Raw genomic sequence first — 19,162 nt, forward strand, 5'->3', positions numbered from 1 at the left:
CGTTGCCTCCCGCCGCCCGCCTGTGCTTTTTGCGCAGGAACGGTGTGCGAGAGAGTGGCACAGGAGTTGGTTGAATGGCATTGCGGCAAGCGACACCGGCAGCGACGCGGAACGTTGCCCGGCAGGTGACGGAGACAGCGGAGCGCAGCGGACCCGTTCCGGCGCGCACGGTCCGTGTCGTCGGCCGCGTCGCCGGCGTCGTCGCGCTTTGCGCCGGCATCGCCGCCTGTTCGGGCGACATGCCGATGCCGACATCCGCCATGGGCCTCGCCCGCACGCCCACCGGCTTCGTCTCCGAGCAGCAGCGCGGCTATGTGCCCGCCCCCGGCGCCCTCGACCAGATTCCGGTCGGCTCCAGCCAGGAGCAGGTGCTGCTGGTGCTCGGCACGCCGTCCACCGTCGCCACCGTCGACGGCGAGGTGTTCTACTACATCTCGCAGAAGACCAAGAAGGTGATGTTCATGCGGCCGGAAGTGGTGGACCAGCGGGTGCTCGCCATCTATTTCGACCCGAAGGACAAGCGCGTCACCCGCATCGCCGATTACGGGCTGAAGGACGGCAAGGTGTTCGACTTCGTGTCGCGCAGCACCCCGACCGGCGGCAGCGAGCTGTCGATCCTCGGCCAGATCTTCACCTCCGCGCTCGGCAACTAGGTCCCCTGATCGATCGGGCAATGCCGCCCGATCGACAGCAAGGCGCCGCCTGGTCCGACAGGCGCCCCCGCGCGCCCGCTCCGATGCGGTTCAGCCGAACCGCGCCGGGGCGAAGGGCGCCGGATCGACGCTGGGCGTCTCCCCGCTCATCATCTCGGCGATGAGCCGGCCGGTGACCGGGCCGAGCGTGAAGCCGAGATGCTGGTGGCCGATGGCGAGCCACAGTCCCTTCAGCTTCTCGCCGTTCCGTCCCTGCGCCGGGCCGATCGCCGGCAGCATGTCCGGGAAGGCCGGGCGGTAGCCCATCCACGGCTCGGCCTCGGCGCGCTCGCCGAGCGGGAACAGCGCGCGGGCGACCTTCTCGGTGCGCTCCAGCTGCACCGGCGTCTTGCGCGCGTCGCGGCGGGCGAACTCCACCCCGGTGGTCAGGCGGATGCCGAGCTCCATCGGGGTGATGACGTAGCCGCCCTCCTCGTCGAGCACCGGGCGCGACAGCCGCGCCCCGCCCTCCCCCTTGTAGTGCATGTGGTAGCCGCGCTTGACCGCCAGCGGCAGGCGCACGCCGAACGGGCGCAGCACGTCGCTGGCCCAGGGGCCGAGGGCGACCACCACCTGCCGCGCCTCGACCAGCCCCTCGGCGGTGCCCATCGCCCAGCCGCCGCCCAGCTTCACCAGCCCGCGCGCGTCGCCGGTCCGCAGCACGCCGCCCAGCGCCTGGAAATGCCGGGCATAGGCGCTGGTGACCCCGCCGGGGCTGGAGACCGAATGCGGGTCCGACCACAGCACCGCGCCGGTGAATTCCGGCCGCAGGTCCGGCTCCAGCGCCAGCGCCTCGTCGACGGCGAGCTCGCGCACGGTGAGCCCGTACTGCCGGGCGAGGCCGAATTCCGACCGCTCGACATCGAGCCCGTGCGCGGTGCGGTAGAGCTTCAGCCAGCCGCCCTCGCGGAAATAATGCTCGGCGCCGCTCAGCGCCGCCAGCCGCGCATGTTCGTCGAGGCTGTGGCGCAGCAGCTGCTCCATGGTGCGGGCATAGTGGAGGATGCGCTCCGGCGCCGAGGCCTTCCAATAGGCATACATCCAGGGAACCAGGCCCGGCAGCGCGTCCCAATGGTAGTTCGCCGCCGGATTGCGGCCGAGCGCCACGTCGAACAGCGCCTTCAGGTCGCGCGGAAACGCCACCGGATAGATCGAGGCGCGCTCGACCAGCCCGGCATTGCCATAGGAAGTCTCCTCGCCCGGCCCGCGCCGGTCGACCAGCGCCACCGACTGCCCGCGCAGCTTGAGATTGAGCGCCACCGAGGTGCCGACGATTCCGGCGCCGAGCACAAGCGTATCGACTTTCATGGAGAAACCATTTTGGAGGAACCATCCGCTGATCGGCGACCCGTCGCCGAACGTTCAAAACCAAAGGGCGCGGCGGCCCGGCCGGAGCCGCCGCGCCCTGAGGATCAATAGATGTCGAAGGGGAAATACTTGGCGTTGATCGCCTTGTAGGTGCCGTCGGCGACGATCTCCTTGATCGCCTTGTCGAGCATCCCGCGCAGCTCGTTGTCTTCCTTGCGCACCGCGATGCCGGTGCCCTGCGGGTTGACGCCGGCGAGGTCCGGGCCGACGAACTTGCAGCACTTGCCGGCGTCGGTCTTCTCCAGCCATTCGTAGAGCACGAACTTGTCGGCCAGGATGGTGTCGAGGCGGCCGGAGGCGAGGTCGGCATTCGCCTCGTCCTGGGTCGGGTAGAGCTTGATCTCCGAGCCCTTGTACTTCTCCTCGAGATAGGTCGCCGCGGTGGTCGAGGACTGGGTGCCGATCACCTTGCCCTTCAGCGCCTCGGGGGAGATGTCGGTGATCTTGGTGTCCTTCGGGGCGATGAAATCGCCGGGCGTCTGGTAGTAGGGGATGGTGAAGGCGACCTTCTCCTTGCGTTCGTCGGTGATCGACATCGAGGCGACGATGGCGTCGAACTTCTTGGCCAGCAGCGCCGGAATGATGCCGTCCCAGTCCTGCGCCACGAAGGTGCATTCCACCTTCATCTTCGCGCACAGCGCCTTGGCGATGTCGATGTCGAACCCGACCAGCTGACCGGACGAATCCACCGAATTGAAGGGCGGGTAGGCACCCTCGGTGCCGATGCGCACCGTCTTCGTCTCGGCATGGGCGGAGGCGGCGGTGAGCGCCAGCGCGGCGGCGGCGACAAGCAGTTTCACGGTTTTCATTTGGCGAACCCCATGGTCGTGTCGGGCCGGTTCGGCCCGCTTGGGCGGGAGGCTAGGGCCGCGCAACCGGCGGGGCAAGGAGCCAAATGGTCGAGGTGGGGTTCGCGACCGGTTCGTCAGAAATGGCTGAAGCTGCGCCGCGCAAACACCATCTCGGCGCCGTCCGGCCCGATGACGCTCAACCCCGCGCCGGCGAAGGTGGCGCCGATCACCGTCGCGCCGAAGCCGGCGGCGGTCGCCACCATGCCGAAGGCGCCGAGCCGGTCATGCGGCATCACCGCCAGGATCTCGTAATCGTCGCCGCCGGTCAGCGCCGTCTCCATCAGCACCGGCTCGGCGGCGATGGCGGCGCGGGCGGCGGCGCTGAGCGGCACCCGCTCGGCGCGGATCTCGCCGGCGAGGCCGGAGGCGGCGATGAGCTTGGCGGCATCGCCGATCAGCCCATCCGACACGTCCATCGCCGCGCTGGCATGTTCGCGCAGGGCGCTTGCCAGGGCGAGGCGCGGGCGCGGATGCAGGTAGCGGTCGGCGAGGAAGGCCCGCTCCGCCGCGCTCAGCGCCGCGAAGCCGGGACGCGCGGGATCCTGCCGCAGCGCGAGGCCGAGCGCCCCGTCGCCGATGGTGCCGGTCACGACGATCGCCTGGCCCGCCCGCGCGCCGGAGCGCTTCACCATCGTCCCGGCCGGCACCGAGCCGAGCGCGGTGATCGAGACGGTGAACGGCCCCGGCGTCCTCACCGTGTCGCCGCCGAGCAGCGGCGCGCCGTGGAGCCGCGCCTCCTCGCCGATGCCGCGGGCGAAGGCGGCGAGCGCGGCATCGTCCATGTCGGGCGGAATGGCGAAGGCCAGCAGCACGCCGAGCGGCGCCGCGCCCTTGGCGGCGAGGTCGGACAGGTTCACCCGCATCGCCTTGCGGGCGATGGAAGCCGGCGGGTCCTCGGGAAAGAAATGCACCCCGGCGACCAGCGCGTCCTTGGTCAGCACCAGGTCATGGCCGGGCGGCGGCGCGAGGCAGGCGGCATCGTCCCTGAGGCCGAGCGCGCCGGGATGGGTGGCGATGGGCCCGAACAGCCGGGCGATGAGCAGATCCTCGCCGGAAGCCTTCGCCTCGCCGGATGCCTTCGCCTCGCCGGATGCCGCCGCTCCGCCGGACGCCCTGCCCTCGCCCGCCATGATGGTCAGCCGCCGAATTCGCCGGTACGCATCTCGCGCGCCAGCCCGTCCAGCACCGCGTTCACCATGCCGGTCTCCTCGCGGTCGAGGAAGGCGGCGGCGACGTTGACATACTCGGCCACCACCACGCGGGCGGGAATGTCCGGGCGGCCGTTCAGCTCGTAGGCGCCGGCGCGCAGCACCGCGCGCAGCACCGTCTCGATGCGCTTCAGCGGCCAGCCATTGACCAGCGCGGCATCGAGGATCGGGTCGATGATCAGCTGGTCGCGCACCACCCCGCCGACCACGTCGCGGAACAGGGTGACGTCGGCGCCGGCGATCTCGTCGCCCTCGATCTCGCGGCCGATCCAGTGGCTTTCGAACTGGGCGAGAATCTCCGGCAGCGGCGTCGCCGCCACGTCCATCTGGTAGAGCGCCTGCACGGCGTTCAGCCGCGCCGCGCTCTTGCGCAACGGCTTGTGGTTCACCGCCTTGTGGTTCACCGCCTTGCCCGAGTCGGCCTTGGGGCTGTCGGATTTCGGCTTGTCGGATTTGGCGTCGGTCGACATCTTCACCCTCACATCGACCGGCGCTTGAGCCGCAGCAGCGCCAGCGCCGCCTCGACCGCCCCGCCGCCCTTGTTGCCCTCGCTGACGCGGGCGCGCACCCAGGCCTGCTCGTCGGTCTCGACGGTGAGGATGCCGTTGCCGAGCGGCAGCTTGCGCGCCACGGCGAGGTCCATCAAGGCCCGCGAGGATTCCCCGGCGACGATCTCGAAATGATAGGTCTCGCCGCGCACCACGCAGCCGAGCGCCACCGCGGCGTCGAACGGCGCGCCCGCCGCCTCCGCCGCGTCGACCGCGATCGCGATGGCGGTGGGCACTTCCAGCGCGCCCGGCATGGTCACGACCTCGCAGGTCGCGCCGACGGCTTCGACGGCGGCACGAGCGCCGGCCAGCAATTCGTCGGCGAGGTCGTCATAGAAACGGCCTTCGACGATCAGAACGCGGACGCCGGCGAGCCGTGCCTGCTCCTCGGCGGTGCGACGGGGGGTCGCCATGGATGAACCTCACAATCGGAAACGGACCGAGGACGTACAGGCCTCAACGAAACTCCGCAAGCCGCGCGGCGTAGCGGGCCATCATGTCGACTTCGATATTGACAGGATCGCCGGGCTGCACGCCGCCCCAGGTCGTGTGGCCGAGCGTGTGGGGAATGAGCAGGCAGGAGAAGCGCTCGCCCTCGACGCTGTTAACGGTCAGCGAGGTGCCGTCCAGCGTCACCGAGCCCTTCATGGCGATGAACGGCGCCAGCTCGCGCGGCGCGGCGAAGGTGAAGCGGGTGGTTTCGCCGAGGTCCTCGCGGGCGATCACCTCGGCCTGCCCGTCGACATGGCCCTGCACGATATGGCCGCCGAGTTCGTCGCCGATCCTGAGCGCCCGCTCCAGATTGATCCGCGCCCCCTCCGCCCAGCGGACCACGGTGGTGAGCGCCAGCGTCTCCGGCGCCGCCTCCACCGAGAAGCTCGCCTTCTGCGTCTCCACCACGGTGAGGCAGACGCCGGCGCAGGCGATGGAGGCGCCGAGATCGATGCCGGCGGTGTCGTAGGCCGTGGCGATGGTCAGGCGGCGCACGTCGTTGCGGCGCTCCACCGCGACCACTTCGCCGATATCGGTGACAATCCCCGTGAACATGATCTAGCGCCGCCTCAGGATTCGCAGCCGGTCCGGCCCGTGCCGCTCGGTTTCAACCGTGGTGAGATAGGTATCGAAGGCCGCCAGCGGCAGCCCCTCCAGCGCATCGATCGCCTGCGCCCCGAGCATTGCCGGCGCCTCGAACAGGCAGGCCTCGTCGACGAGATCGGCCTTGAGGAAGGCGGCCGCCAGCGTCGGCCCCGCCTCCACCATGGCGCGGGTGATGCCGCGCGCGGCCAGCAGGTGCAGGGCGGCGCGCAGGTCGAGCCCGCCCTTCGGGTTCGCCTCCACCCGCATCACCTCGACGCCGCGCTCGACCAGCCGGCGTTCCGGCTCGGCCGGCGCATGCTCGCCGGCGATCACCCAGAGCGGCGCCATATCGATATTGCCCAGAAGCCGCGCGGCTTCCGGCAGCCGCAGATGCGTGTCGAGCACCACCCGCACCGGCGAGCGATCCGCCATGCCGGGCAGCCGGCAGGTCAGGTCCGGGTCGTCGGCCAGCACCGTGCCGATGCCGGTGATCACCGCATCATGCGTCGCCCGCATCATGTGGACCCGCGCCCGCGCCTGCTCGCCGGTGATGGCGACCGGCCGGCGGCCTTCGAGTCCGGCCTTGCCGTCGGCGGAGACCGCGAGCTTGAGCATCACATGCGGCCGCCCCTCGACGACGCGGCGTATGTGGCCGGCATGGGCGAGCCGCGCCGCGGCCGCCCCCGGCCCGGCCCCGACCTCGATGCCGGCCTCGCGCAGGATCGAGAACCCGCGCCCGGAGACGCGCACGTCGGGATCGCCGATCGCCACCACCACGCGGGCGACGCCCGAGGCGCGGATGGCATCGACGCAGGGCGGGGTGCGGCCGTGATGCGAGCAGGGCTCCAGCGTCACATAGAGCGTGGCGCCGCGCGCGGCCTCCCCGGCCTGCGCCAGCGCCTGCGGCTCGGCATGCGGGCGCCCGCCCGGCGCGGTGGCGCCATGGCCGAGGATCAGCGGCCTCGCCTCGCCCCGGTCCCCGTCAAGTCGCACCACCAGCGCGCCGACGGCCGGGTTGGGCCAGGTCTGGCCGAGATGGCGCCGGCCCATGGCCAGCGCCGCGCCCATCAGCGCCTCGTCGAGCGCCGGATCGGCGACAGGGCCAGGCGCCACGGCAGCAGCGGCGGCGCCCTTACTCCTTGTCGGGATCGGCATCGGGATCGGCCGGCACGCGCGTCTCCAGCTCGCCGAGCAGCGCGCCGAAATCCTTCGCCTCGCGGAAATTGCGATACACCGAGGCGAAGCGGACATAGGCAACGTCGTCGAGCTGCTTCAGGCTTTCCATCACCCGCTCGCCGATCATCTCCGAGGAAATCTCGCTCTCGCCCTGGCTCTCCAGCCGGCGCACCAGCCCGGAGACCAGCCGCTCGATGCGGTCCGGGTCGACCGGGCGCTTGCGCAGCGCCACCTCGATGGAGCGGGCGAGCTTGTCGCGGTCGAACGGCACCCGCCGGCCGGAACGCTTGAGCACGGTCAGCTCACGCAGCTGCACCCGCTCGAAGGTGGTGAAGCGGCCGCCGCAATCCGGGCAGATGCGGCGGCGGCGAATGGCGGCGCTGTCCTCGGTCGGACGGGAATCCTTGACCTGCGTATCGAGGCTCCCGCAATAGGGACAGCGCATCTTTCACCCTCAGTTGTAGATCGGAAAGCGCGCCAGCAGGCTCTTGACCTTCTCGCGCACCGTGGCCTCGACAAGGCTGTCCTCGTCGGTGCCCTTCTGGGAGAGCACGTTCAGCACCTCGGCGATCATGTCGCCGATCTGCTGGAACTCGGCGACGCCGAAGCCGCGCGTCGTGCCCGCCGGAGTGCCGAGTCGCACGCCCGAGGTGATCATCGGCTTTTCCGGGTCGAAGGGAATGCCGTTCTTGTTGGTGGTGATGTGGGCGCGGCCGAGCGCGATCTCCGACACCTTGCCGGTCAGCTTCTTCGGCCTGAGGTCGACCAGCATCAGATGGGTGTCGGTGCCGCCGGAGACGATATCGAAGCCGTGGCCCTTCAGGTTCTCCGCCAGCGCCTTGGCGTTCTCGACCACGTTCTTCGCGTAGATCTTGAACGAAGGCTGCAGCGCCTCGCCGAACGCCACCGCCTTGGCGGCGATGACATGCATCAGCGGGCCGCCCTGAATGCCGGGGAAGATCGCCGAATTGATCTTCTTGGCGATGGCCTCGTCATTGGTGAGGATCATGCCGCCGCGCGGGCCACGCAGCGTCTTGTGCGTGGTGGTCGTCACCACATGCGCGTGCGGGATCGGCGAGGGATGCACGCCGCCGGCCACCAGCCCGGCGAAATGCGCCATGTCGACCATGAGATAAGCGCCGACCGCATCGGCGATCTCGCGCATCTTGGCGAAGTCGATATGCCGGGGATAGGCCGAGCCGCCGGCGACGATCAGCTTCGGCTTGTGTTCCTCGGCCAGCTTGGCGACCTCGGCATAATCGATGCGCTGGTCGTCCTCGCGCACGCCATAGGGCACCGCCTTGAACCATTTGCCGGACATGTTCACCGGCGAGCCGTGGGTGAGATGCCCGCCGGCCGCGAGATTGAGCCCGAGATAAGTATCGCCCGGCTGCAGCAGCGCGAAGAACACGCCCTGATTCGCCTGACTGCCGGAATTCGGCTGCACATTGGCGAAACCGGCGCCGAACAGCTTCTTGGCCCGCTCGATGGCGAGGTTCTCGGCCACGTCGACGAACTGGCAGCCGCCATAATAGCGCCGGCCCGGATAGCCCTCGGCATATTTGTTGGTGAGTACGGAGCCCTGCGCTTCCATCACCGCGCGCGAGACGATGTTCTCCGAGGCGATCAGCTCGATCTCCTCGCGCTGGCGGCCGAGCTCGGCGGTGATCGCCGAGGCGACTTCGGGATCGGTCTCGGCAAGGCTCGCCGAAAAGAACGAGTGGCTCGCCGACTGGGCGGGAACGGGCGACGTCATCAGGGGCCTCCGTATAGGCGAGGAACTGCGGCTCCGGGCGCATCACGCTCGCCGCACGCGCCCGTGCGAGCATCGCCGGTCGCTTACCACAGCGGCACCGGCGTTTCAAAGCTTGTACGCGCAAGGCTCGCCTGCGCCGGGCGGGAAGCCCGCACATTCCGGCCGGTTCAGGTCTGCAGCACCCGCACCCCCGCGCCTTCGAGAACCACGCAGCTCAGCCGGTCGCTGTAATAGGCGCCGGTGTCGACATTGATGCGATTGGGCCGGATGTCGACCGTCTCCGCCGGGGTGTGGCCATGCACCACCCGCTTGCCGAAATCCTCGGTGGAGTCGAGGAAGACGCGGCGGATCCAGATCAGGTCCTCCGGCGACTGCCGATCCAGCGCGACGCCGGGACGCACGCCGGCATGGCAGAAGAAATAATCGCCGAAGCTCGCGCTCAGCGACAACTGGCCGAGAAAGTCGAGATGATCGGCGGGGATGGCGTGCAGCGCCGCCTGCCGCAGATCCTCGAGGCCGGCGAACTCCCCCGCGGCGACGCCATAGGCAGCCAGCGTCTCGACGCCGCCATTGCGCAGCCAGAGCTCCCAGCCGCCCTGCCCGCCCAGCGCCGCGCGCATCATCGCCTCGTGATTGCCGGTGAGGCAGATCGCGCCGCGCGCGGCCTGGCAGCGGCGCAGCATCTCGATCACCGCGCGGCTGTCGCGGCCGCGGTCGACATAGTCGCCGAGGAAGACGAGCTGCACCGAGCGATGCCCCTGCGCATCGCGCTCGACCGCATCGAGCAGCCGCCCCAGCAGGTCGTCGCGGCCATGGATGTCGCCGAACGCATAGACCCGCAGCCCGTCCGGCAGGCGGGACGGCGCTTCCGGCGAGGCGGAGCGGGGAAGATCGGACACCATGCGAACCTCCATCGGGACGAGACGAACGACGCCGGATTCCGACCGGGCAGGCACCGGTCGGCCGGCGCCGCCGCGAAAACCACGCCCCGCGAACGCCCCGCTTCCCGGAAGCACGATTCAATCGGCGATGTCGACCAGTTCCAGCAGCCGCGCCGCACAGCGATAATCCCGCCAGCGTGCCGCCCGCCGCAGCTCGGCCTCGCTATCGGTGCCCCACATCTCCGCCTGCACGTCCTCGTCGATATGGGCGGCGCGCCAGCCCTCCGCCGCCGTCAGCCTTGCGTGCATCACGGCGAGCGAGAGCAGCGCCGAGCCGCTCAGCGTCGTCATCAGGCTGAGCGCGGCGAGGCGCAGCGGGTCGTCCGGCAGCTGAGCGGCTATCCGGTCGAGCGAGGCCTGCGGCTGCTCGACATGGATCACCCCCTCGGCGAGGTGGAAGCGGGCGCCGAAGCGCTCGCGCACCCAGTCCAGCACCGGGTCCCACAATTCCTGCTGCAGCAGCACGAGGCGGGCCGGCGATTGCGTGCGGTAGCAGATCAGGTCGCTGCCGGCATAGCGCACGATCTCGGCCCCCACCGCCTCCATCGCCGTCGCCACGCCGTCTATGGCCGAATTCACCAGCCGCGTCGTCGGCATGGACAGCGGGTCGACAATGTCGCCCTGCGCCGCCCATTCGCCGGCGATCTCCTCGGCCAGCGCCCGGTTCGGCACGCCGAGCCGATGCCGGCCGGGCGTGCGCACCGACCGCCCGTCGAGCGCGACATGGAACCCCTCCGCCCCGGCGACGGCGCGGGCCTCGGCATAGAAGCGCTTCAGCGGCGCGCCGCCGGCAAAGCTCATCGCGGCAGCTCCCAGATGTCCTCGATGCCGCGCGCCAGCTCGTCGGCGCCGGAGACCAGCATGTGCGCGCCGGCCTCCTCCAGCATGGAGGCCGGGTGATAGCCCCAGGTGACGCCGATGGCGCCGACCCCGGCGGCCCGCGCCATGATCATGTCGTAGCTGGTGTCGCCGATGAGGACGGTATCCCCGACATTCACCCCCGCCCCGGCGACCGCCTGCAGCACCATGGCCGGATGCGGCTTGGAGGGTGCATCGTCGGCGGTCTGGATGGTGACGAACCGGCCCTCCAGCCCATGATGCGCCAGCACCGAGGCGACGCCGCGCTGCGACTTGCCGGTGGCGATGCCCAGCAGCACGTCGTCGCGGGCGTGCAGCCGCTCGACGAGATCGTGCATGCCGGGGAACATCGGCTCGAAGAAATCGGGCTCGGCCCGCAATTCATGGAAGGCCGCGCGGTAGAGATCGGCCAGCTGCTCGGCGGGAAAGCCGGGATCGTCATGGCCCAGCCGCCGCATCGCCTCGACCAGCGACAGGCCGACAATGCCGAGGATCGCCTCGCGCGGCGGCAGGTCGATGCCGGCGCGGGCAAAGGCCCGCGTCATGGCGGAGACGATGACGTGCTGGCTGTCCACCAGCGTTCCGTCGCAATCGAAGACGATCAGTTTCACTTTATTCCCACCCGGCTGAGCCATGGCCTCGTCCGATCGCGCAGGCCGCGGCGGGGTCCGGTGGTGGGCGGTGACGGGCTCGAACCGCCGACCCTCTCGGTGTAAACGAGATGCTCTACCAACTGAGCTAACCGCCCTCGCCGACCTGCCGCCACCTGCCGCCGCATCGCCGGACCGGCTGCGGCACGGCGATCCCCGACCGGCACACTGGCGAAATAATCGGAATCATCGGCCGCGTAAACGGCCTTGCCGCACAATCCCTCGGGATCGCGATGCGCCGATGACGGCGCCTGCGTTCCGGGCCGGGACAGGAGCATCTGCTGGCGACGGGCTTTCAGGCGGCGCCCGCATCCTCGCACCGGAGGCGGCACGAAGGAAGGCGGCGCGCGGGTGGCCGCCGGCGGATTCCGCCGAGGCAACCCCGACTTCCTCGCCCCGAGCCGCGGACCGGTCTTCCCACCGGGCAGTCCGGCTCATCGCCGGCTGCGGCGGGGCGCGCCTTCGGCACCCCGGTCCGCGCGTCGGGCGGCGATCAGCCGTTGACGACTTCCTTCAGGCCCTTGCCGGGCGTGAATTTCGGTGCCTTGGAGGCTTCGATCTTCACCGGGTTGCCGGTGCGCGGGTTGCGGCCCTCGCGAGCGGCGCGGGTAACGACGGAGAAGCTGCCGAAACCGATCAGCTTCACTTCCTCGCCAGCCTTCAGCGAAGCGGCAATGGCATCGAAGGTCGCGTCGACCGCAGCGGCGGCGGCCGCCTTCGTCAGCTTGGCCTGCTCGGCCACGGCGGCGACGAGTTCGTTCTTCGTGGTCATGAGACCGTTCCTTCCCTTGATTGCACAAGAATCGTCGATGAAGTGCACCGACGACGGGCGCGTACCTTTATCTAAATTGCGGCGATTGCAAGCAGGATCGGCCCCAGAACCCGCATAAATAAACGGTTTTGTGCAATAAGAGGTATCATGATACATCAAACCGGAAGCGTTTGCCGCGCCTTTAAATTAGGCTCGGCGCGACCATAGCCGGCGCGCGGTCGCAAAGCCGGCTACCGAACCCGGCCGGCGGAAAAGCGAACGGCCCCGGATGTCCGGGGCCGTCCGTCGTCATCGCGTGGCGGGAGGCTCAGTGGGCGGCGATGCCGGTCCCCTCGTCCCGCCCGATCGCCGGCTCCACCGGCGCGGGGGCATCGATCGGCTTCTCTTCCCAAACGATCGGTTCGAGCTGGCGGGTCAGCGCGTGGCGGAGCACTTCGTCCATCCGCGACACCGGCACGATTTCCAGCGCGTTCTTCACGTTGTCCGGGATTTCCGCCAGGTCCTTGGCGTTCTCCTCGGGGATGAGCACCTTCTTGATGCCGGCGCGCAGCGCCGCCAGCAGCTTCTCCTTCAGCCCGCCGATCGGCAGCACCCGGCCGCGCAGCGTGATCTCGCCGGTCATGGCGATGTCGCGGCGGATCGGGATGCCGGTCAGCACCGAGGTCAGCGCCGTCGCCATGGCGACGCCGGCCGACGGACCGTCCTTCGGGGTCGCCCCCTCGGGAACGTGGACATGGATGTCCCGGCGCTCGAACAGCGGCGGCTCGATGCCGAAATCGACGGCCCGCGAGCGGACATAGGAGGCCGCCGCCGAGATCGATTCCTTCATCACGTCGCGCAGGTTGCCGGTGACCGTCATCTTGCCCCTGCCGGGCATCATGACGCCTTCGATGGTCAGGATCTCGCCGCCGACTTCCGTCCAGGCCAGACCCGTCACCACGCCGACCTGGTCCTCCAGCTCGGCCTCGCCGTAGCGGAACTTCGGCGCGCCGAGATAGTCCTCCAGCTGCTGCACGGTGATCCTCACGCTCTTCTTCTTGGAGAGCATGATGTCCTTCACCACCTTGCGCGCGAGGTTGGAGATCTCGCGTTCGAGGTTGCGCACGCCCGCTTCCCGCGTGTAGCGGCGGATGAGGGTGAGCAGCGCCTCGTCGTCGATCGACCATTCCTTCGGCTGCAGGCCATGCTTGGTCAGCGCCGAGGGGATCAGGTGCTTCTTGGCGATCTCGGCCTTCTCGTCCTCGGTGTAGCCGGCGATACGGATCACTTCCATGCGGTCCAGCAGGGCCGGCGGGATGTTGAGCGTATTGGCCGTCGTCACGAACATCACGTTCGAGAGGTCATAGTCGACCTCCAGATAGTGATCGGAGAAAGTCGCGTTCTGCTCGGGGTCGAGGACCTCCAGCAGCGCCGAGGACGGATCGCCGCGGAAATCGGCGCCCATCTTGTCGATCTCGTCCAAGAGGAACAGCGGGTTGGCCTTCTTGGCCTTGCGCATGGACTGGATGACCTTGCCGGGCATGGACCCGATATAGGTCCGCCGGTGGCCACGGATCTCGGCCTCGTCGCGCACGCCGCCGAGCGAGACGCGCACGAATTCGCGCCCCGTCGCCTTGGCGATCGACTTGCCGAGCGAGGTCTTGCCGACGCCGGGCGGGCCGACGAGGCACAGGATCGGGCCGGTGAGCTTGTTCTGCCGGCTCTGCACCGCGAGATATTCGAGGATGCGCTCCTTCACCTTGTCCAGGCCGTAATGCTCGGCATCGAGCAGGCCCTGGGCATAGGGCAGGTCCTTCTTGACCTTGCTCTTCGAACCCCACGGGATCGACAGCAGCCAGTCGAGATAGTTGCGCACCACGGTGGCTTCCGCCGACATCGGCGACATCTGCCGGAGCTTCTTCAGCTCATGCGTCGCCTTCTCGCGGGCCTCCTTGGAGAGCTTCACGGTCTTGATGCGCTCTTCCAGTTCGGCGAGCTCGTCGCGGCCTTCCTCGCCGTCGCCGAGTTCCTTCTGGATCGCCTTCATCTGCTCGTTGAGATAGTACTCGCGCTGGGTCTTCTCCATCTGGCGCTTGACGCGCGAGCGGATGCGCTTCTCGACCTGGAGGACCGAGATTTCGCTCTCCATGAGCGAGAGAACCTTCTCCAGCCGCGCCGGGACCTTGAGGATCTCCAGCACCGCCTGCTTCTCGGGGATCTTGACCGCGAGATGCGAGGCGACGGTGTCGGCCAGCTTCGAGTGGTCCTCGATCTGGGTGACGACGCCGACGACTTCCGGCGAGACCTTCTTGTTGAGCTTCACGTAGCTCTCGAACTCGCTCAGCACCGAGCGGCCCAGCGCTTCGGCTTCCACCTTGCTGCCGGCATCCTCCTCCAGCGCCGTCGCCTCGGCCTCGTAGAGGTCGCTGCGGTCGGTGTAGTGGTGGACCTTGGCGCGCGAGATGCCCTCGACCAGCACCTTCACGGTGCCGTCGGGCAGCTTCAGCAGCTGCAGCACGGAAGCGAGCGTGCCGATCTTGTAGATCGCGTCGGTGGCCGGATCGTCGTCCGAGGCATTCTCCTGCGTCGCGAGCAGGATGAAGGTGTCGTTGCGCATCACTTCCTCAAGCGCGCGGATCGACTTCTCGCGGCCGACGAAGAGGGGCACGATCATGTGCGGAAAGACGACGATGTCGCGCAGCGGGAGAACGGGGAAGGTCTGCGGGACGCCGGGCGTGAGCGCGGTGCGAGGCTTGGGGCTCGTCATGGCTCTTTCCTTTCTGTTGACGGCCGGTCGCCGACCTCGGGCGCGGGGCGCGCGAGGGCGTTCGACCGTGCCGCAATGCGGCCGGAACGCGAACGATAATCTCTGTGCATATGCGGGAAGTTAGGCCGCTTCAGACACGTGGATCCGATCGAGGACCGGTGGTTGAAGCTCAGATGGATATGCCGTCCGGCTCCGTCAAGGGTGCCGGTGCGGCCCCCCGCGGAAGCCCCGGCCGGGCCTTTGCGCCCGGCCGTATCCGTGCCCGGCGCGCCGTCAGGCACTCGCGCCCGCATCGCCGGCGGCGCGGTCCGCATAGATGTAGAGCGGGCGCGCGTTCTGCTCGACGACCTCCTTGGAGATGACGACTTCCTCCACGCCTTCGAGGCCCGGCAGGTCGAACATCGTGTCGAGCAGGATGCCCTCCATGATCGAGCGCAGGCCGCGCGCGCCGGTCTTGCGCTCGATGGCCTTGCGGGCGATGGCGCCCAGCGCTTCCTCATGGATCGACAGCTCGACATTCTCCATCTCGAACAGCCGCTGATACTGCTTCACCAGCGCGTTCTTCGGCTCGGAGAGGATCTGCTTCAGCGCCGCCTCGTCGAGATCGCCGAGGGTGGCGATGACCGGCAGGCGGCCGATGAATTCCGGGATCAGCCCGTATTTCAGCAGATCTTCCGGCTCGACCTCGCGGAACACCTCGCCCGGCTTGCGGTCCTCGGGAGCGGAGACCACCGCGCCGAAGCCGATCGAGGTGCCCTTGCCGCGCGCCGAGATGATCTTGTCGAGGCCGGCGAAGGCGCCGCCGCAGATGAACAGGATGTTGGTGGTGTCCACCTGCAGGAATTCCTGCTGGGGATGCTTGCGCCCGCCCTGCGGCGGCACGGAGGCGACGGTGCCTTCCATGATCTTCAGCAGCGCCTGCTGCACGCCCTCGCCCGACACGTCACGGGTGATCGAGGGGTTGTCCGACTTGCGGCTGATCTTGTCGATCTCGTCGATATAGACGATGCCGCGCTGCGCCCGCTCGACATTGTAGTCGGCCGACTGCAGCAGCTTGAGGATGATGTTCTCCACATCCTCGCCGACATAGCCCGCCTCGGTGAGCGTCGTCGCGTCCGCCATGGTGAAGGGCACGTCGAGGATGCGGGCGAGCGTCTGCGCGAGCAGCGTCTTGCCCGAGCCGGTCGGCCCGATCAGCATGATGTTCGACTTCGCCAGCTCGACGTCGCCGGCGTGCTTCGTCGCGTGGTTCAGGCGCTTGTAGTGGTTGTGAACCGCCACGGAGAGCACGCGCTTGGCGTGGAACTGGCCGATCACGTAATCGTCCAGGACCTTGCAGATCTCCTTGGGGGTAGGAATCCCGTCGCGCGACTTCACCAGCGAGGACTTGTTCTCCTCGCGAATGATGTCCATGCACAGCTCGACGCATTCATCGCAGATGAACACGGTAGGTCCGGCAATGAGCTTCCGGACCTCGTGCTGGCTTTTGCCGCAGAACGAGCAGTAGAGGGTGTTCTTGCTGTCGCCGCCGCCAACCTTGCTCATGCGTCTCTCCGTCCGCTCGGCGGACCAGGCGTCGCCCGGCCTCGCCTCAGTCTCGCAGGCCGCCGCGGGCCTCCAAGAGGGAGAAACGCGACGGCACCAGGGGCCGTCTCCAGGAAGTGACCAGAGGGTCGATCCACCGGCTAGCCAAGCACGCCGCCGCCGGACCGATCAAGAAGGCAATCGCGCCATCCCCGCTTTCGCTCGGATGGACAATGCCTGTCGTCACCCCGTCACACCTCCTGCTCAACAATCACGCACGCTGCCAAATCACGCTTATCTCCATGCAAGCGCGATACCGCAGCGCACGCAAGTCCGCGTTCTCCAAACAACCCGCCACTCACCCCATATAGGGTGGCGGCGTGTCCCGGAAACCACGAGTTTTACGACAATCAGGACTTTGCGGATGCGTCGTCCGGGCGCTTGTCGATCACTTTATCGATAATTCCGAACGCCTTCGCCGCCTCGGCGGTCATGAAGTTGTCGCGCTCCAGCGCGTCCTCCACCGCTTTCAGGTCCTGTCCGGTGTGGTGGACATAGATCTCGTTGAGGCGCCGCTTGAGGCTTTCCACCTCGCGGGCATGGATCAGGATGTCCGTCACCTGGCCCTGATAGCCGCCGGAAGGCTGGTGGACCATGATTCGCGCGTTCGGCAGGGCGAAGCGCATGTCCTTCTCGCCGGCGGTCAGCAGCAGCGAGCCCATCGAGGCCGCCTGGCCGATGCACAGGGTCGACACTGCCGGCTTGATGAACTGAATCGTGTCGTAGATCGCGAGACCCGACGTCACCACCCCACCCGGGGAGTTGATGTACATCGAGATTTCCTTCTTGGGATTCTCGGCTTCCAGGAACAGCAGCTGCGCGACCATCAGGGTCGACATGCCGTCCTCGACCGGCCCGGTCAGGAAAATGATGCGCTCCTTGAGAAGGCGCGAATAAATATCGTAGGAGCGCTCGCCCCGATTGGTCTGCTCGACCACCATCGGAACGAGGTAATTCATGTAAGTATCGATCGGGTCACGCATATTTCAATCCTCGGCGGGCCGGCGCCGCAAAGCGCCGCGAATCCTTCTCCCGCCCCACAATAATGGGAAAGCGCGTGCCTACCAGCCCGTGCGGCGATTAAGCCACGGGCGTCCCCGCTTGTGGGAAGCCGCCGGCGGGACCGGCGGCTCCGGAGGGTCGCGAGGACCCTCGGGGTCGTCAGGCCTTGTCGGCCGGCTTCTCGTCGGTGTCCTCGGCATAGAGCTCCTCGCGGGTGACGGGAATTTCCGTCACCTTGGCGAGCTCCAGCAGGAAGTCGACGACCTTCTCCTCGAAGATCGGCGCACGCAGCGTGGCGAGGGCCTGGGCGTTCTTGCGATAGAACTCCCATACCTGCTGTTCCTGGCCGGGGAACTGGCGGGCACGTTCGACGACGGCGCGGGTCACTTCGTCGTCGCTGACCTGTATGTTGTTCTTCTCGCCGATTTCCGCAAGGACCAGGCCGAGGCGCACGCGACGCCGGGCGATCTTCTCGTAGTCGGCGCGGGCGGCCTCCTCGGTGGTGCCCTCGTCCTCGAAGCTCTTCTTCTGGGCTTCCATCTCCTGGGTCACCGAACCCCAGATGCCGTCGAATTCCTGGCTTGCAAGGGTCGGGGGCACGTCGAACTGGTGCAGGCCGTCCAGCGCGTCGAGCAGGCGGCGCTTCACTTTGGCGCGGCTGGCGGCGGCGTGCTCCTGCACGATGCGGCTCTTCACCTGCTCCTTCATGGCCTCCAGGCTGTCGAGGCCGAGCGTCTTGGCGAATGCGTCGTCCACCGCGAGCTCGCCGGGCGCCTCGACCTTCTTCGCCGTCACCTCGAAGGCGGCGTCCTTGGCGGCGAGATGCGCTGCCTGGTAATTCGCCGGGAAGGTGACGTTGACGGTGCGGGTCTCGCCCTCGGCGACGCCGACCAGCTGCTCTTCGAAGCCGGGGATGAAGCTGTTGGAGCCGATCACCACCGGGATGTCCTCGGCGCTGCCGCCCTCGAACGTCTCGCCGTCGATGGTGCCGACGAAGGAGACGGTGACGCGGTCGCCGGTCTCGGCGGCGCCGGTCTTGTCGGAGAACGGACGGTTGGCCTCGGCGATGCGCGCGACGGCCTCGTCGACCTCGGTGTCGGCCACGGCCAGCGCCGGCTTGTCGATGGCGATGGAGCGGAAATCGCCGAGCTCGATCTTCGGCAGCACCTCGATGCCGACGGTGTAGGAAAGGTCGGCCTTGCCGTCGATTACCTCCTTCACCAGCGCCTCGTCCTGCGGCAGCTCGACCTTCGGCTGCATGGCGAGCTTGAAGCCGCCATCCTCGACGATCTTGGTGTTGGCCTCGTTGACCGCCTGGTCGATGACCTCGGCGAGCACCGACTTGCCGTACATCCGCTTCAGATGCGCGACCGGCACCTTGCCGGGGCGGAAGCCGTTGAGCTTCACGCGGTCCTTCATCTCCGCGAGGCGCTCATTCGCCTTGGCGTCCAGTTCGCTGGCCGGCAGCACCACGCGATATTCGCGCTTGAGACCTTCGGCGAGGAGTTCGGTGACCTGCATGTCGTTCGGCCTTCGTCGTGAGCGCCGCCGGAGCGGCGTGTCTGAAATCGTCGGTTGCGAGAACGGTGCCGCAAGCGCGGCCCGGCCCTCGGTGATAGGGTCGCTCGGAAGGCGCCAGGCTTTGGAGGTGCTGGTGCGGGCGGAGGGGCTCGAACCCCCACGACTTGCGTCACTGGAACCTAAATCCAGCGCGTCTACCAGTTCCGCCACGCCCGCTTTACGCGCCGCCGCCCTCGCCATCCGGCAAAAGCACGCGGGCGCGCGCACCCGAATAGGTGCCGCCAGCCGGGTGCGGGCTTATAGCACGGTCATGCCGCAGCGCTAGAGCATGTTCCTTAAAAGTTGAATGACAATTGCAGAGGGAGATGGGTGCCGCGCGACCGGCGGCCTGCGTCCTTCGAGGCCCGGCGGC

The 19,162-nt window shown here is 68.4% G+C and carries 18 protein-coding genes and 2 tRNA genes; 1 reads left to right on the plus strand and 19 read right to left on the minus strand.

Annotated elements, in window-relative coordinates:
- Nucleotides 1-239: 239 nt before the first annotated feature.
- Nucleotides 240-653 (plus strand): outer membrane protein assembly factor BamE, encoded by a 414-nt coding sequence (locus AC1RU4_RS14580; RefSeq protein ID WP_492891868.1) that lies wholly within the window; start codon nt 240-242, stop codon nt 651-653.
- A gap of 90 nt (nt 654-743) precedes the next feature.
- On the opposite strand, the gene AC1RU4_RS14585 is transcribed toward AC1RU4_RS14580, so the two are convergent.
- The 19 genes from AC1RU4_RS14585 to AC1RU4_RS14675 form a co-directional block, all read right to left on the minus strand.
- The gene (locus AC1RU4_RS14585; protein ID WP_492891813.1) at nt 744-2,000 is read right to left on the minus strand and encodes an NAD(P)/FAD-dependent oxidoreductase; all 1,257 of its coding nucleotides are present in this window, start codon (nt 1,998-2,000) and stop codon (nt 744-746) included.
- Nucleotides 2,001-2,104: 104 nt separating this feature from the next.
- Nucleotides 2,105-2,869, minus strand: coding sequence for an ABC transporter substrate-binding protein (locus AC1RU4_RS14590; protein ID WP_492891814.1), 765 nt, complete (start codon nt 2,867-2,869; stop codon nt 2,105-2,107).
- Between the two features lie 116 nt (nt 2,870-2,985).
- Complete coding sequence (thiL, locus tag AC1RU4_RS14595) at nt 2,986-4,041, minus strand: thiamine-phosphate kinase (protein WP_492891815.1); 1,056 nt, start codon at nt 4,039-4,041, stop codon at nt 2,986-2,988.
- A 5-nt stretch (nt 4,042-4,046) separates the two neighbouring features.
- On the minus strand, nt 4,047-4,589 hold the full coding sequence (gene nusB, locus AC1RU4_RS14600; RefSeq protein WP_492891816.1) for a transcription antitermination factor NusB: 543 nt from the start codon (nt 4,587-4,589) through the stop codon (nt 4,047-4,049).
- Nucleotides 4,590-4,597: 8 nt separating this feature from the next.
- Nucleotides 4,598-5,080: a 6,7-dimethyl-8-ribityllumazine synthase gene (gene ribH, locus AC1RU4_RS14605; protein WP_492891817.1), complete on the minus strand. Its 483-nt coding sequence runs from the start codon at nt 5,078-5,080 to the stop codon at nt 4,598-4,600.
- A gap of 43 nt (nt 5,081-5,123) precedes the next feature.
- Nucleotides 5,124-5,714 carry a riboflavin synthase gene (locus AC1RU4_RS14610; protein WP_492891818.1) on the minus strand — a complete coding sequence of 197 codons (591 nt, stop codon included), beginning with the start codon at nt 5,712-5,714 and terminating at the stop codon, nt 5,124-5,126.
- Between the two features lie 3 nt (nt 5,715-5,717).
- Entirely contained in the window at nt 5,718-6,812 is a 1,095-nt protein-coding gene (gene ribD / locus AC1RU4_RS14615) for a bifunctional diaminohydroxyphosphoribosylaminopyrimidine deaminase/5-amino-6-(5-phosphoribosylamino)uracil reductase RibD (RefSeq protein WP_492891869.1), read from the minus strand.
- 64 nt (nt 6,813-6,876) lie between these two features.
- Complete coding sequence (gene nrdR / locus AC1RU4_RS14620; RefSeq protein ID WP_492891819.1) at nt 6,877-7,365, minus strand: transcriptional regulator NrdR; 489 nt, start codon at nt 7,363-7,365, stop codon at nt 6,877-6,879.
- 9 nt (nt 7,366-7,374) lie between these two features.
- The gene (gene glyA / locus AC1RU4_RS14625; RefSeq protein WP_492891820.1) at nt 7,375-8,676 is read right to left on the minus strand and encodes a serine hydroxymethyltransferase; all 1,302 of its coding nucleotides are present in this window, start codon (nt 8,674-8,676) and stop codon (nt 7,375-7,377) included.
- A gap of 167 nt (nt 8,677-8,843) precedes the next feature.
- Nucleotides 8,844-9,578 (minus strand): metallophosphoesterase family protein, encoded by a 735-nt coding sequence (locus AC1RU4_RS14630; RefSeq protein WP_492891821.1) that lies wholly within the window; start codon nt 9,576-9,578, stop codon nt 8,844-8,846.
- Nucleotides 9,579-9,695: 117 nt separating this feature from the next.
- A complete protein-coding gene (locus tag AC1RU4_RS14635; RefSeq protein WP_492891822.1) occupies nt 9,696-10,418 on the minus strand; it encodes an ATP12 family chaperone protein in 723 nt (240 codons plus the stop codon).
- A complete protein-coding gene (locus AC1RU4_RS14640; protein WP_492891823.1) occupies nt 10,415-11,086 on the minus strand; it encodes an HAD-IA family hydrolase in 672 nt (223 codons plus the stop codon). The genes AC1RU4_RS14635 and AC1RU4_RS14640 overlap by 4 nt, the downstream gene beginning before the upstream one ends.
- A gap of 61 nt (nt 11,087-11,147) precedes the next feature.
- A tRNA-Val gene (locus tag AC1RU4_RS14645) sits at nt 11,148-11,223 on the minus strand.
- 395 nt (nt 11,224-11,618) lie between these two features.
- Nucleotides 11,619-11,897: an HU family DNA-binding protein gene (locus AC1RU4_RS14650; protein WP_241616001.1), complete on the minus strand. Its 279-nt coding sequence runs from the start codon at nt 11,895-11,897 to the stop codon at nt 11,619-11,621.
- A gap of 307 nt (nt 11,898-12,204) precedes the next feature.
- A complete protein-coding gene (lon, locus tag AC1RU4_RS14655; RefSeq protein ID WP_492891824.1) occupies nt 12,205-14,643 on the minus strand; it encodes an endopeptidase La in 2,439 nt (812 codons plus the stop codon).
- 273 nt (nt 14,644-14,916) lie between these two features.
- Nucleotides 14,917-16,188, minus strand: a complete 1,272-nt coding sequence (gene clpX / locus AC1RU4_RS14660; RefSeq protein ID WP_492891825.1) for an ATP-dependent Clp protease ATP-binding subunit ClpX — start codon at nt 16,186-16,188, stop codon at nt 14,917-14,919.
- A 389-nt stretch (nt 16,189-16,577) separates the two neighbouring features.
- Nucleotides 16,578-17,210, minus strand: coding sequence for an ATP-dependent Clp protease proteolytic subunit (locus AC1RU4_RS14665; RefSeq protein WP_492891826.1), 633 nt, complete (start codon nt 17,208-17,210; stop codon nt 16,578-16,580).
- A 178-nt stretch (nt 17,211-17,388) separates the two neighbouring features.
- Nucleotides 17,389-18,750 carry a trigger factor gene (tig, locus tag AC1RU4_RS14670; protein ID WP_492891827.1) on the minus strand — a complete coding sequence of 454 codons (1,362 nt, stop codon included), beginning with the start codon at nt 18,748-18,750 and terminating at the stop codon, nt 17,389-17,391.
- Between the two features lie 131 nt (nt 18,751-18,881).
- Nucleotides 18,882-18,966: transfer RNA gene (locus tag AC1RU4_RS14675), tRNA-Leu, on the minus strand.
- Nucleotides 18,967-19,162 lie beyond the last annotated feature (196 nt).

It is taken from the genome of Ancylobacter sp. GW821-FHT10E12, from assembly GCF_058809335.1.